The 12,844-nt window shown below is 47.2% G+C and carries 13 protein-coding genes; 6 read left to right on the top strand and 7 right to left on the bottom strand.

The window, feature by feature from the left end:
* The first annotated feature begins 3 nt into the window (after window positions 1-3).
* Window positions 4-387, top strand: a complete 384-nt coding sequence (locus tag WH43_RS02715) for a response regulator (RefSeq protein WP_053423142.1) — start codon at window positions 4-6, stop codon at window positions 385-387.
* A 31-nt stretch (window positions 388-418) separates the two neighbouring features.
* On the opposite strand, the gene WH43_RS02710 is transcribed toward WH43_RS02715, so the two are convergent.
* The 3 genes from WH43_RS02710 to WH43_RS02700 are packed head-to-tail and all read right to left on the bottom strand — an operon-like array spanning window position 419 to window position 3,505.
* A complete protein-coding gene (locus WH43_RS02710; RefSeq protein ID WP_053423118.1) occupies window positions 419-1,396 on the bottom strand; it encodes an FHA domain-containing protein in 978 nt (325 codons plus the stop codon).
* Window positions 1,387-2,613 (bottom strand): S1 family peptidase, encoded by a 1,227-nt coding sequence (locus WH43_RS02705; protein WP_053423117.1) that lies wholly within the window; start codon window positions 2,611-2,613, stop codon window positions 1,387-1,389. Before WH43_RS02705 ends, WH43_RS02710 begins: the two co-directional genes overlap by 10 nt.
* A 46-nt stretch (window positions 2,614-2,659) precedes the next feature.
* Window positions 2,660-3,505 (bottom strand): tetratricopeptide repeat protein, encoded by an 846-nt coding sequence (locus WH43_RS02700; protein WP_053423116.1) that lies wholly within the window; start codon window positions 3,503-3,505, stop codon window positions 2,660-2,662.
* 722 nt (window positions 3,506-4,227) lie between these two features.
* Between WH43_RS02700 and WH43_RS02695 the strand changes: the two genes are divergently transcribed.
* Window positions 4,228-5,967 carry an acetolactate synthase 3 large subunit gene (locus tag WH43_RS02695; protein ID WP_053423115.1) on the top strand — a complete coding sequence of 580 codons (1,740 nt, stop codon included), beginning with the start codon at window positions 4,228-4,230 and terminating at the stop codon, window positions 5,965-5,967.
* A 1-nt stretch (window position 5,968) separates the two neighbouring features.
* Window positions 5,969-6,460, top strand: a complete 492-nt coding sequence (gene ilvN / locus WH43_RS02690; protein ID WP_053423114.1) for an acetolactate synthase small subunit — start codon at window positions 5,969-5,971, stop codon at window positions 6,458-6,460.
* 61 nt (window positions 6,461-6,521) lie between these two features.
* Here ilvN and WH43_RS02685 read toward each other — a convergent pair whose 3' ends face one another.
* Together WH43_RS02685 and WH43_RS02680 are read right to left on the bottom strand one after the other, a co-directional pair.
* On the bottom strand, window positions 6,522-7,814 hold the full coding sequence (locus WH43_RS02685; protein WP_286049411.1) for a cation:proton antiporter: 1,293 nt from the start codon (window positions 7,812-7,814) through the stop codon (window positions 6,522-6,524).
* A 187-nt stretch (window positions 7,815-8,001) separates the two neighbouring features.
* On the bottom strand, window positions 8,002-9,246 hold the full coding sequence (locus WH43_RS02680; RefSeq protein ID WP_053423113.1) for an NRAMP family divalent metal transporter: 1,245 nt from the start codon (window positions 9,244-9,246) through the stop codon (window positions 8,002-8,004).
* 167 nt (window positions 9,247-9,413) lie between these two features.
* Here WH43_RS02680 and WH43_RS02675 point away from each other — a divergent pair, with 167 nt between their 5' ends.
* A complete protein-coding gene (locus WH43_RS02675) occupies window positions 9,414-9,677 on the top strand; it encodes a hypothetical protein (protein WP_053423112.1) in 264 nt (87 codons plus the stop codon).
* Window positions 9,678-9,892: 215 nt separating this feature from the next.
* On the opposite strand, the gene WH43_RS02670 is transcribed toward WH43_RS02675, so the two are convergent.
* Window positions 9,893-10,459 (bottom strand): GNAT family N-acetyltransferase, encoded by a 567-nt coding sequence (locus WH43_RS02670; RefSeq protein WP_082335657.1) that lies wholly within the window; start codon window positions 10,457-10,459, stop codon window positions 9,893-9,895.
* A gap of 78 nt (window positions 10,460-10,537) precedes the next feature.
* Here WH43_RS02670 and WH43_RS02665 point away from each other — a divergent pair, with 78 nt between their 5' ends.
* Both WH43_RS02665 and WH43_RS20245 read left to right on the top strand, forming a co-directional pair.
* Window positions 10,538-11,878: an NAD(P)/FAD-dependent oxidoreductase gene (locus WH43_RS02665; RefSeq protein ID WP_053423111.1), complete on the top strand. Its 1,341-nt coding sequence runs from the start codon at window positions 10,538-10,540 to the stop codon at window positions 11,876-11,878.
* 80 nt (window positions 11,879-11,958) lie between these two features.
* Window positions 11,959-12,150: a hypothetical protein gene (locus tag WH43_RS20245; RefSeq protein ID WP_286049410.1), complete on the top strand. Its 192-nt coding sequence runs from the start codon at window positions 11,959-11,961 to the stop codon at window positions 12,148-12,150.
* A gap of 168 nt (window positions 12,151-12,318) precedes the next feature.
* Here the strand turns inward: WH43_RS20245 and WH43_RS02655 are convergent, their stop codons facing one another.
* Window positions 12,319-12,831 (bottom strand): substrate-binding periplasmic protein, encoded by a 513-nt coding sequence (locus WH43_RS02655; protein WP_053423109.1) that lies wholly within the window; start codon window positions 12,829-12,831, stop codon window positions 12,319-12,321.
* Window positions 12,832-12,844: the final 13 nt, after the last annotated feature.

The raw sequence follows: 12,844 nt of genomic DNA, 5'->3' as shown, positions 1-12,844 counted from the left end.
GCGGTGACAGAACTTAAACGTATTATGCATGTAGAAGACGACCCGTCCATCCAGGCTGTGGCTAAAGTGGCTTTGGAAGTGGTGGGTGGCTTTACTGTAGAAACCTGTAGCGGTGGCGAAGAGGCGTTAAAGAGCTTCCATGCCTTTGCACCACAACTGATCTTACTGGATGTGATGATGCCAGGTATGGATGGCCCCAGCACTTTAAAAAAGATGCAGTCTGACTTTGATTTAAGCGCTATCCCTGTAGTCTTTATGACCGCCAAAGTACAAGCCAATGAGATTGAATCCTACAAAGCTTTAGGCGCTGCCGATGTGGTGGTGAAGCCTTTTGACCCTATGACCTTGTCTGATCAAATCCGCGAGATCTGGCAAAAGCTACAGTGACGAAAAAGTTCAGAGCCTGAGCTCTGACCTTTTATTGTGTATCTACATCCTGTCGCTGCTGTTCGACCTGTTCAAATAGCTGCTGTAATTCCTGCTCATACTGCTGCATATCTTTGCCCTTGCCCAGATAAAAAGACAGAGGCAATAAACGTGAATCGTATTGCAAGCTACGGTCAAAAGGTGAAGGCGGTGTCAGTAAACCAGCCCACTGCCCTGATGTGGCCAACAACGCGACAACCACAGCGACTGCAGCCTGAGCTTTGACCGGCCAATGAGTCGCCAGCCATAAATTGCCACAAAATAACGCAACTAAAATCAGGGTATAACCCGTGACTTCAGTGATCTGCGCTACTACAGAACTATCCAGATTAAAACCCAGCCAATAACAAAAAATGCCCCACACCGCACTGGATGCCAGCGCGGCATAAGTCAGGCTAAGTTGGGGTAAAAAATGACTTTCCTGCTGGTTGAATCTGCCCCAGAGTGCAAGAATGGCTGGCCAGATACAAAACATCAGCAAGGTTTTTGGCAGTTCCAGTAACCTTACTGTCCATAAATGCTCCAGCTGTTTTGGCAGTGTCAGCCAGATTTCAACCATCTGATCTACCGCCAGGATCAAAGCAAATAACAGAATAAAAGCCCAGTGCCCCATAGCCTGCAGTTTTTGCCCCACAGCGCTAAAAGGCAAAGTAGCCGGCACAGGATGGGCATCGTCATACAGACGAAGCGCCTGTTCACCTAACCAGCAAACTTCACCGGAACGCAGTGGCTCTTTTGCCAGCACTGCTTTACGGTCTGATACAAAACTGCCATTGACTGAACTTAAGTCCTCCAGCCACCACTGCCCCGCCTGATCTTGCTGCAATGTGGCGTGATAAGGGCAGACATGCTTGTTAAACAGAATCACATCATTATCAAAGGCCCGACCTAGTTTGACCTGTTGTTGTAAAAATTTATGCCGTTCTATGACTTTTTGCTGCTTGTTCAGTACTTCCACTATTACTGCCATACCACAGCTCCAATAAACTTATGACTAAACTCCAGCGCCATTTTTTGATCCACACCTGCTAAGGTAAAGTGACTGATCACCCCTTGTTGCTGATGGTCTAAAGAAGCAGAAATATAAGCCACATCAAAAAGTTGCGGATAGTTTCGGTAAGCTCTTAAACAAAAAACCGCTTTAGCATGCTGCCCCTCTGCCGGGCTGAGCAACTGATTCTGGCAGGAATAGGCGGTCACATCGTCTTCGCCTGCACTGTTATCTGCGTTCATTTGGTTGATGCTTTGCTGATAACGGCGGAAAAACTGCAATGGATGCAAATCTTTGCCCTGCAACCATTCAAACTGCATTTCAATGCGGCCAGTACTGAACTCAGATGATAAAAAGATTTCTTCCGGTTGATTACAAAAGGCATTCACTCGTTTGACATCATCTTTGTCTTTTTCCACATTGGATGTGCCCCAACAGCGGATAAAAGGCACTATTTCGTCCGGTACTGTGGCAGGACCAAAGCTTTTAAGCTGCCAATTGGCGTTCAGGATTTGCTGAAACATGTCCTGCTGGTTGCTGACCAGTTGCTGCTGAATATCCTGTTTTAAATCAGCCACAGCTTGTTTCGTTAGTAGCTTTTGCAAGGCGGCGGCTGGAACTAAAAACCCTAAACCATTGCCAGCAGATGCGACATTAACACCTATCACTTCACCTGCTTCATTCACTGCAGGACCGCCGCTCATGCCGCTGTTAATAGCGCCGGTAAAATGAATACGAGGGTAAAAACTATGTTTTTGTAAGCCGTTGTAAGTCCCTGGCACCACGATTAAACCTAAATCGTGTGGGTTACCCAAAGAATACACTTCAGCCCCCTGCACAGGCGCTTGCTGTTGCAACTGAAAACTTTTGGCTGCTGTGTAGTCAGTTTTTAGCAAAGCCAAATCGTTGACCACATCCACGGCGACAATCTCCAACTTACCCTTTTGCTGGTTTTGCGCCAGAAACTCCAGTTGGTATTTTTGCGGGAATAACACAGCTTCAGACACTACATGGTAATTGGTGACGACCAGATTAGGTTCGGCCAGTAAAAAACCACTGCCGATGGCCGACTTCGCTCCCGAAGCGTGCTCAAGCACCTTAATTTGCAACAAGGCATCGGCATAATCGGCAAATACTTTTTCCGCAACAGCAGCGCTGTAACCAGGGGCTGAGCAACAGCACAGAACCAGCAGCAAGCTGGTCCATGTTTTTGCAGCATAGGAAGTCCTTTTAAATCAGGAATTAATACAACAGGCTATAGAGTTTACGTCTGTAGCTGGACGCTAAAGACTCACCTTTGGGTAAAGTGGCCAGAATATCCAGATAGAGTTTTTTCGCCTCACCAAAGTTCAGATCCTGCTTCAATATTTCAAACAGCAAGGCCAAGGCCTCAGCCGAACGTTGTACCTGATGGTACTGCACCGCCAGCTGTTGTTGCAGTTCTTTATTATCAGGGTCTGTGGCTAGCGCCTGCTCCAGCGCTTTGATTTCAGGGCTGTCAGCCGCTTGCTGCGCCAATTCCAAACGCGCTTTGACACTGTGATACAGCGCATCCTGATCTGCCATCAATATGGTCGACAGTGCTTTTTCAGCAGCCTCTAACTGGCCCAGTTCCACTTGCACTAACGCCAGTTGTAAGCGGATATCTACCCGTTCCGAGGCAAGTTCATTGGCTTGTTTAAGCAAAGGGTAAGCTTCAGTCCAGTTTTGTTGTTCCAACAAAGGCAGAGCCTGTTGTAGCAATTGATCTTCAGGCTTAGGTAAGAAAGCACTTAAACGCTGCAAAATGGCTTGTTCAGGCTCTTCACCAGCAAAACCATCCACCGGCTGACCTTCTTTAATAAAAAGCACAGTCGGCACTGAACGTACCCCAAAGTGCGCTGCAAGTTGCTGTTCCTGATCACAATCCACTACAGCCAACGTCAGTGCATCCGGATAGCTTTGGGCAATGCGCTGCAATACAGGGCCTAAATTTAAGCAAGCCGGGCTACGCTCAGAATAAAAATAAAACAGCACAGGCTGGGCAAAAGAAAGCTCTAATAATTCACGAACATTTTCTATAGTAACGGGCTTGATATTAGCGGACACAACTCACCTATTTTATTCACACCGGACAGCTCCGGTTTTATGGAATGCTTTGCACCACTATGTGGCCGGGGCATTAGATTTGCAAGTCGGGGGAGAGCATTGTTTATATGAGGCTATGCTGCCTTTAAATGTCGTTTATCTAATTCGCCCCAACATTCAAATTTATTCCGAGGATTTTGCATTCTCAGCCCTCACTCCAACAGGCAATCATCGCTGCGCTGCTGCAGCAAGACTTTTTTGGTCAGACCAGAAAAAGCGTTATTCGTCGCCATCCATGGCGCTCACCCTCCGGGCCATCGTCGCTGCGCTCCAATGTTCACAAAACGGCAGGATAGCCGTTTTGCACAGCTTCAGCTGCCGGAGGCGAACATCAGGGACGATGTGAGTGAAAAACATTCCTGATGTTTTTGTATTCGCCGCTATCCATGGCGCTCACCCTAGCGGGCCAATGCTTCGCATTGTTCAAAATCTTTCCCGAAGATTTTGTCGACTTTCGCCGATTATTCCCTTAAATTAGCCATCAAGCCTGCTAAATAATAAAAGACCAACGAGTCACTAACCAGGCCTGATTAGTTTGTTTGACAGACCCCTTACTCTGTCCGTCCACGTAAAAGAAAAATTAATGCTGTTCTGCGTAAGCGGAGCGGTGATTTTTGCTTTAAGCCTTATTGCGCCCGCAACAGGGTTTAAAGTTCGCACGTGCAAACTATGAGACCTGAACAATGACAAGCCAAAACACCCAACCAGAACTGCTGTCTGGTGGAGCCATGCTGATCCGCGCCTTAGCTGACGAGGGCGTAGAGTATGTCTATGGTTACCCCGGCGGTGCCGTGTTACACATTTACGATGCGATGTTTCAACAGCATCAGGTGAAACACGTGCTGGTCCGCCATGAGCAAGCCGCGACCCATATGGCGGACGCCTACGCAAGAGCAAGCGGCAAAGCAGGTGTAGTGCTCGTTACCTCCGGCCCTGGTGCTACTAATGCGGTTACTGGCATAGCCACTGCTTATATGGATTCTATTCCTATGGTGGTGATCTGTGGTCAGGTGATGAGTCACCTGATTGGCGATGATGCCTTTCAGGAAACCGATATGCTGGGCATTTCCCGCCCTATCGTGAAACATAATATGTCGGTGCGCCGCCCCGAAGATATTCCGTATTTAGTCAAAAAAGCCTTTTATATAGCGCAAAGTGGCAGGCCAGGCCCTGTGGTATTGGATATTCCAAAGGATATGACGATACCAAGCCAGAAGTTCCCATACGAGTATCCAAAAGAAATCAAACTGCGCTCTTATAACCCAAACGCGAAAGGCCATCCGGGCCAGATTAAAAAAGCCCTGACCACTTTATTAGCCGCGAAAAAACCTGTGCTTTATGCAGGCGGTGGCGTGATTTTAGGTCAGGCCTCAGATGAGCTGACTCTGTTAGCCCGCAAGCTGAATTTACCAGTCACCAATACCTTAATGGGTTTGGGTGCTTATCCTGCGTCCGATCCACAGTTTATTGGCATGTTGGGCATGCACGGTAGTTATGAGGCCAATCAGGTGATGCATAACGCCGATGTGATTTTTGCCGTAGGCGCACGTTTTGACGATCGTGTGACTAACGCCACCAAAAAGTTCTGCCCTAACGCGACCATTATTCATATCGACATTGACCCGGCCAGTATTTCCAAAACCATCAATGCGCATATTCCTATTGTGGGTTTAGTGAAGCCTGTATTGCAGGAAATGCTGCATCAACTGGAGAAAAACCAGGGCGAATTGGATCAAGACGCTTTAGGTCAGTGGTGGCAACAAATCAAACAATGGCGTGAAGTGCATGGTGGCCGTTATGACAGCAGCGCATCGCATTTAAAACCTCAGGCTGTGATTGAAGCTGTGCACCGTCATACTAAAGGCGACGCTTATGTCACGTCCGACGTAGGCCAGCACCAGATGTTTGCCGCTCAGTACTACAAGTTTGATAAACCCAATCGCTGGATCAACTCAGGTGGCCTCGGCACTATGGGCTTTGGTTTACCTGCCGCTATGGGCGTCAAACTGCATTACCCTGAAGCTGAAGTAGTCTGCGTCACAGGCGAAGGCTCTATTCAGATGAATATTCAGGAGCTGTCGACCTGTAAACAATATGGCTTGAATGTAAAAATCATCAACCTGAATAACGGTTATTTAGGCATGGTCAAACAGTGGCAGGACATGAACTACGACAGCCGCTACTCCAGCTCTTACATGGATTCCTTGCCTGATTTTGTCAAACTGGCCGAAGCTTATGGCCATGTGGGTATTCGTGTCACCAAAGCTGAAGAGTTAGAGCCTGCGTTAGAGCGCGCTTTTGCCCTAAAAGACAAGCTGGTGTTTTTAGATATTCATGTCGACCCGACCGAGCATGTCTATCCAATGCAAATACCAGGTGGTGCTATGAATGAAATGTTTTTAAGCAAAACGGAGCGGACTTAAAATGCGGCATATTTTATCTGTATTGCTGGAAAACGAGTCCGGCGCTTTAGCCCGTGTGGTGGGTTTATTTGCTCAGCGCGGTTACAACATTGACTCGCTCACTGTCGCGGCAACAGAAGACCCGACCATCTCGCGTCTGACGCTGGTGACCCGCGGTGATGATCAGGTGATAGAACAAATTACCAAGCAGCTGCATAAGCTAATTGAAGTAGTGAAATTGACTGATTTAAGTGAATCTGCTCATATCGAACGTGAGCTAATGATGGTCAAAGTCAAAACCACAGCTGAACAACGCGAAGAAGTAAAACGTTGCGCAGATATCTTCCGTGGCCAGATTATTGATATCACAGCAAATACCTACACCATTCAGGTAGTAGGCACTTCGGACAAACTGGAAGCTTTTATTCAGGCGTTAAACGGCACGCAAATACTGGAAACAGTCCGCAGTGGTGTGTCTGGCATATCCCGCGGTGAACGGACTTTGAGTTTGTAATAACCCTGGTTTTAATTCGATGAATAAAGCGGACCGAAGTCCGCTTTATTATTTTAATGCTCTAGCTTTGGTTTTCACTTGCAACCTGCGCTGATACAGGGCTTTTATCCAGTACTTGCTTTTTCATATGCCGGCCATACACCAGCTCAAACAGTGGTGTGGCCATCAGTGTGGTCACTATCGCCATCAGCACCATTATGGAGAACAACGCAGGTTCTATCACGCCAAACTTCAGCGCTATATTGATAATAATCAGCTCCATCAGGCCACGGGCATTCATTAAAGCACCAACAGCCATAGCGGTTCTATTGTCGCTACCAGTGAGACGGGCCGCGGCCCAGCAGGCTATGCCTTTAGCAAAAACTGAAGCAGCCAATATCACCAGAGCAACAGACATCACTTCCCAATCAGCCAATATAGTCAGCTGGGTTTTTAAGCCTGAGTAGGTGAAAAACATCGGTAATAAGACAAAAATGGTGATTTTTTCTAAACGTTTACGTAAGTGCTCCACTATGGCACCACGGGGCATGGCGATACCTAAAATAAAACCACCAAAAACAGCATGCAGGCCAACCCATTCCATCGAATAGGCAGAGATAGCAAAAAGTACTAGCAGGAAAGCAAACTGCCCCCAGCTTATTTCGCCTTTGGCTTCAATCCTGTCGGCCAGAGGCTGCAACCAGCCCGTGACTTTGGTAAACATTAAACTGGCGTACGCCACACCGCCCACGACAGCTTTGACCGCTAACAAAGCACCACCACCAAAACTAGCCAGCACCACAGCCATTACAGTCCAGGCCGCGGCATCATCTATAGCACCGGCCGCCAGTGCCAGAGCACCCAACGAAGTACCAGATAAACCCCGCTCGTAAATAATTCGGGCCAACATAGGGAAAGCGGTAATAGCTATAGCAGCCCCTAAAAACAATGCTGCATTGCCGTAAGAAATATCTGCGGCAAATAGGCCTGGCATGTCCAGCAGCCAAATACATAACAAAGCTGCAACAGTAAAAGGCACCAGCATACCAGCCAAAGAAACTGCAATAGCACTGCGGGCCTGTTGTTTAAACAAGCCGGTATTAAATTCCAGCCCGACTAAAAACATATACAAACCTACGCCTACCTGAGCGCCAAAATACAGCACAGGCATAGTGTCGGCAGGGAATATCTGTTGTTGAATATCTGGCCAGAACAAGCCAAATAACGAAGGACCTAACACCACGCCCGCTATCATCTCGCCAACTACTTTCGGCTGACCAATAAAACGCGCCAGATAACCGAAAAGTTGCGCCGCGACCAAAATAACAGCCAGTTGCAACAAAAAGGTGCCCACAAATTCCAATGAATTCATCATTTATACTTCTATTATCGTTGATGTATAGGTTGTTGTTTTATCGGGGAAAAGGTTGTGTTCTGTTGCCTTGCTGCCAGTTTAAACCGGTCTCTGAATTCGAGACTACAGAGCGGTTTAAACCAGCGCAAGCAGATTTGTGTAAATACAGCTTAAGCGAATGATTGTATGGGCATTTTATTTATTCAGGTTATTTACTCAGGTACCACCAGATAAACAGCAACGCAAAACCAAATAAATAAGTTAACCCTAGCCAGGATAGCAAGCGGATCCAAGGTTGCATCAGATGCTTCTGCTGACCCCGCATCAGACGATAATTCAGCCAGGCAAAGACCGGAGTCGTGACAAAAGCCAGACTCATGGCAAAAGTAAGCATAGGGCCAAGCGTAGATTTAAAAAACAAAATTACCGCCATACCAGAAGCAGCCTGCGCCAGCAGCCAGTAGTTGTAGCTATGTTTTCGTTCTGCTTTTTGCCAGCCTAAAAGTTGAAAGGATTCATTGATAGTACGGGCATAACCATCCAGCACCGTCAGCGTAGTACCAAACATACAAAGAAAAGCGACCAAAGCCACTAACAGCTTTGACCAATCACCTATAGTGCTGGCATACATGGAAACAAACTGGTTGGTGTACGCAGCGCCTGCTAATTCAACTTTCTGATCCGAGCCATATTGCACCAAAGCACCTAAAGCCAGAAATACCAATGCCAGTGCTGTCGTGCTCCAGTAGCCTAAGTTAAAGTCAAATAAACCATCTTGTGTATTCACCGGCGTATGCTGCTGCTTGGCTTTGAGCCACAACGAGTTAATAGCGGAAATTTCAATAGGAGCAGGCATCCAGCCCATCAGCGCTACTAAAAAGCCCAAATACATCAACTGCCATGGTGAAGGGCCGACAAAATCTGCTGCCGCCGTTGGACCTTTGTTAAAGGCGATGATAGCCGCAGCCACTGTAGTGATCGTTAGCAATACCATCACCCATTTGGAAACCTTATCGAGTAACTTGTATTGACCTGCTAATAAAATCAGCAAACATACCGCTAACAAAATCAAACAAAGCAGAGTCAGAGATAACTGCACCGGCATAAAAAACTGCAGCAAACTAGCGGTCAGTAGCAACACGCCAGCTGTATTAACCACAGCAGCTATTAAATTCAGCCAGACAAAACTTAATAAATAATCCCGGCCTTGTTTTTGATACCCCTCAAGCAAGGTTTCACCACTGTGCAGACTGTACTCCACTCCAAAACGGAAAAAGGGGTACTTCAACACGTTCACCAGCAAAATCAGCACTGCCAGTTGCCAGCCAAATAAAGCTCCAGCCTGAGTGGAAGCCACTATATGTGAGCCACCAATAGCAGCAGTAGCCAATAAAATTCCTGGCCCTAAGGCTTTTAGCCTGCTGTGCCAGTTCGACGAATATCCCTGTTGCATAAGTTTTTGTTTTTATATTTAAAAAGTCGTGGCCCAGCTTAGCCAAAGCCAAAGTGGAACACCATCAGACTCACGGAAAAAATTCAGAGGTCGGTCCTTCGGCTTGCCGCTTTGTCTATGCTCTGGCATGCTGCGCCCTTAGATACATATGCTTGGGAAAATACCGAATGAGTCAGGAACCCTTAGTCGATCAGGAAATTATTTTTGAAGTGCTGGAAAATCAGCTAGCCGACAATAATCCAAAACAAGTGAAAGAAACCCTGATGCGTCTCTGCATGACAGGCCACAGCAGGGAAGATGCTTTGGAACTGATGGCCTGCGCCTTGGCACCAGAAATGGAAGCCGTGATTGAACGTAATGAAACGTTCAATTTGCAGCGTTATATCGAACATCTGGCGTTATTACCGGAAATGCCCTGGGTGACAGAATAAGCTGGCTTAGTACAGGCAGAACGCTGGACGGGCGGGGAAAAACCCGCGCTGCTGCAGCGCCAAGGACGCAGCATAAAATCCAAAGGCATTGGGGGTGCAGCAAGGCGACAAGCGAGTAAATCCCCATGAACATAGTTGTCCTATGTGATTGGGGTGAATTCTTTATTGTAAGAGCAGGCAGTCAACGCCGCTGCAGCGCCAAGGACACAGGATGTTCAGAAATAGATTATCATCTCGGCAGCCTCACACCGACAATCAAAACCGCAACGCACGCATTCATAACCGTTGTGGCTGTCTTGCCGCCATTTATCCGGATGAATTTTTACCAACTGACCACCTTGTTTGGTGAAATACTTGACAGCGGCATTACCCGGACTTTGTCTCCATAAATGCGCCACTCCTGCTTTTGCTCCTTGCTGTTTCAGCGCAGTGATAGAGCGGTTCATCAGTTCACCGCCAATACCCCGCCCTTGCCAAAGTGGCGCTATGGTATTGCATTTAAAGTAGCTGGTATCAGCTATAGCGGTTTGCCAAAGATCAGTGCTGCACCACAGATCAGGTTGCCATTGCCCTGCTGCCCAGCATAAACGAAACCCCACAAGTTGCTGATCAGCATAGGCCACGAAGCTGGCATCTATGCCTTTTTTGATACTTAACTGATGGTAATAAGCCAGCGACTGAGCATCCAGATAGCCATCACCATGTACCTGATTGGCTAATTGCAACAAGGCCACGTAATCCTGCAACTGCAGCTGGCGGTACTCAATAGCGCTGGAAAACATAAAACACTCTTGGTTTTTTCTATAGTTCTTGCCATGATCGCCAAAATGCTCATCCAATACAACTAAAAGGAAAAACGGATGTACGACCCGCTGCTAGACCCCCATCCAGGCCAGGGCCAACCTTACCCGAACAGTTATTGGGCTGCTCATTCAGGCACAGCTCCTGCGGATGATGGTCAGTTAAAACAGGATTTATCTGTTGACGTGGCCATTATTGGTGCTGGTTATACCGGCTTGTCCTGTGCTTATCATCTGGCGACCGGGCATAATGTCAAAGCAGTGGTGCTGGAAGCCAATCAAACCGCTTGGGGCTGCAGCGGTCGTAATGCAGGTTTTGTACTGAAATCTTCGGGTCGAAAACCTTATTCAGTGATGCGGGCTCAGTATGGCGAAGCCGCTATGCATGGTATTTACCGGGAATTTTGTGAAGGTCTTGAAACCGTCAAATCACTGATCGCTACAGGCATAGATTGCGACCAGCAGGAAGCAGGTTATCTGCGAATGGCACACAAGCCCTCTATGGTAAAAACTCTGCAGCAACAAGCCAGCTTATTACAAAAAGAGTTTGGTTATCAGGTGGAGTTGTTCAGCCGTGATGAACTGCACCAGAAATTTGTCGCAGACCAACATGCATACGCCGCCTTACGTTTTTATGATGGTTTTGGGGTGAACCCACTGAAACTGGCCTGGGGTTATCAACAACTAGCGCGACAAGCCGGAGCTAAGATTTATAGCGCCAGCCCTGTCACCGATTGGCAACAGCAGGGTGAGCAGCAGTTGCTGATCACGCCACAAGGCTTAGTGCGGGCCAAAAAAGTAGTGATCGCCAGTAATGGTTACACACCCAAACTGTTGCACAGTGGCGTGCAGTCCCGCACTTTGCCTGTGTTATCACAAATTATTGTCACTGAACCTTTGTCTGAAGCTCAACTGGCGGCCTGCAACTTTTTAACCTCGCAGGTGATTATGGATACCAGAGCACTGAAGTATTACTACCGCAAGCTGCCGGATAACAGAATTTTGTTTGGTGGTCGTGGCGCTATTACAGGCCAGGGCGCTGAAGATCCTTATTTTGCGAAACGTCTGCTGGAAGTACTTAAACTCAGCTTTCCGGCTTTGCAATCGCTGCGTTATGAGTACAGTTGGTCAGGCTGGATTTGCATGACGCTGGACGATATCCCCCATTTGGCACAGGCCGATGATAAAGGCAATGTGCTGTACAGCATGGGGTACTGTGGCAGCGGCCTGACCTTTTCAGTGCAGGCTGGTAAACGTTTGGCAGAAGGTTTAATGGGTATCGCTTTGCCGCAAATCCCGCTGTATCAGACTGCTTTGCCAAAATTCCCGCTACCTGCACTGCGACGTTTAGGACAATGGGGTTATTTTCACTACGGTATGGTAAAAGATCGCTGGTTTTGATGGCCCACGCAGCAAGTGTTTGGGGTAATTCAGCAGACTGAGGTAAACTAAGCGCCATATCTGGCGTGAGAAAAGAAATCATGAGTTCAAGCAAAGCGTTAAAAAAGAAGATCAGTAAAAGAGCTAAACAAAAGAAAAATATTCTGGTGAAAAACTCTATCCGCCTGAAGCAAAAGGCGGAGGAAGCTCAGGCCGCCTCAACGGAGGCTACAACTGTGGAGCCTGCAGTTGCTGATTTACATCCGAAAAATACTTCAGCTGCAGCTGAGTAAAAACAGGCTCTTGCTGTACTTCAGCCAGAGCCTTATTAAATTTGTTTCTTAATCTCTCATTTTTAAAAGCAGCACTATATAAGCTGGCTGGAAATACAGCAGCTATATCAAAAGGTTGCATACTCTGCCCTGCTTCTTTGGCGTAATAATAAAAGATGTTTCTGTCCATCACCACCACTCGCAACGCTCCAGTAATAACATTTGTAGCTGCTGACTTTGGTTGGCTACTTCCTGATAATTTGCCATAAAAGGCACCAGTTGCTGGTATTCCGGGCCCAGCAGGATACGGGCATTGTGAAAAGCGACCACAGAATAAGGTTTTAGCTGCGCTAATTGATGCAGTTGTAAGCTTTTTGAGGCAAGACTAGCCGCAACATTCTGATAACGAATATAGGGTTGTGAGTAATACAACTGTGGCTGTGCTTGATCAGGTTTTTGTAACGTGGCGATGTCTGCTTTGCCATCCAACATCAGATCTTTGATTCGGGCATTAGGCACATGTAAAAACACTGCGTCATAACCCATTTTTTTCGTCAGTAAACGTAGTAAATCCAGTTCGTAACCAGAGCTATCGTTCAAATCTATATAAGGAGGTTTATCCAGTCCTACCAGTATGGTCAGTTCAGTCTTAGCTTGCAGACTAAAACTAAAGGCGATACATAAAAACAACAACCATCTCATGCGTATACCTCTA

This window comes from Rheinheimera sp. KL1, assembly GCF_001275035.1.
Lineage (GTDB): Bacteria > Pseudomonadota > Gammaproteobacteria > Enterobacterales > Alteromonadaceae > Pararheinheimera > Pararheinheimera tangshanensis.
This window is presented reverse-complemented; position numbering and strand designations above follow the sequence as displayed.

Bases quoted from the DNA above. Each gene is read 5' to 3' on its own strand.
- WH43_RS02710 (WP_053423118.1), bottom strand. From the start codon at position 1,396: ATGGCAGTAATAGTGGAAGTACTGAACAAGCAGCAAAAAGTCATAGAA.
- WH43_RS02695 (WP_053423115.1), top strand. From the start codon at position 4,228: ATGACAAGCCAAAACACCCAACCAGAACTGCTGTCTGGTGGAGCCATG.
- ilvN (WP_053423114.1), top strand. From the start codon at position 5,969: ATGCGGCATATTTTATCTGTATTGCTGGAAAACGAGTCCGGCGCTTTA.
- WH43_RS02685 (WP_286049411.1), bottom strand. From the start codon at position 7,814: ATGATGAATTCATTGGAATTTGTGGGCACCTTTTTGTTGCAACTGGCT.
- WH43_RS02680 (WP_053423113.1), bottom strand. From the start codon at position 9,246: ATGCAACAGGGATATTCGTCGAACTGGCACAGCAGGCTAAAAGCCTTA.
- WH43_RS02675 (WP_053423112.1), top strand. From the start codon at position 9,414: ATGAGTCAGGAACCCTTAGTCGATCAGGAAATTATTTTTGAAGTGCTG.
- WH43_RS02670 (WP_082335657.1), bottom strand. From the start codon at position 10,459: ATGTTTTCCAGCGCTATTGAGTACCGCCAGCTGCAGTTGCAGGATTAC.
- WH43_RS02665 (WP_053423111.1), top strand. From the start codon at position 10,538: ATGTACGACCCGCTGCTAGACCCCCATCCAGGCCAGGGCCAACCTTAC.
- WH43_RS20245 (WP_286049410.1), top strand. From the start codon at position 11,959: ATGAGTTCAAGCAAAGCGTTAAAAAAGAAGATCAGTAAAAGAGCTAAA.
- WH43_RS02655 (WP_053423109.1), bottom strand. From the start codon at position 12,831: ATGAGATGGTTGTTGTTTTTATGTATCGCCTTTAGTTTTAGTCTGCAA.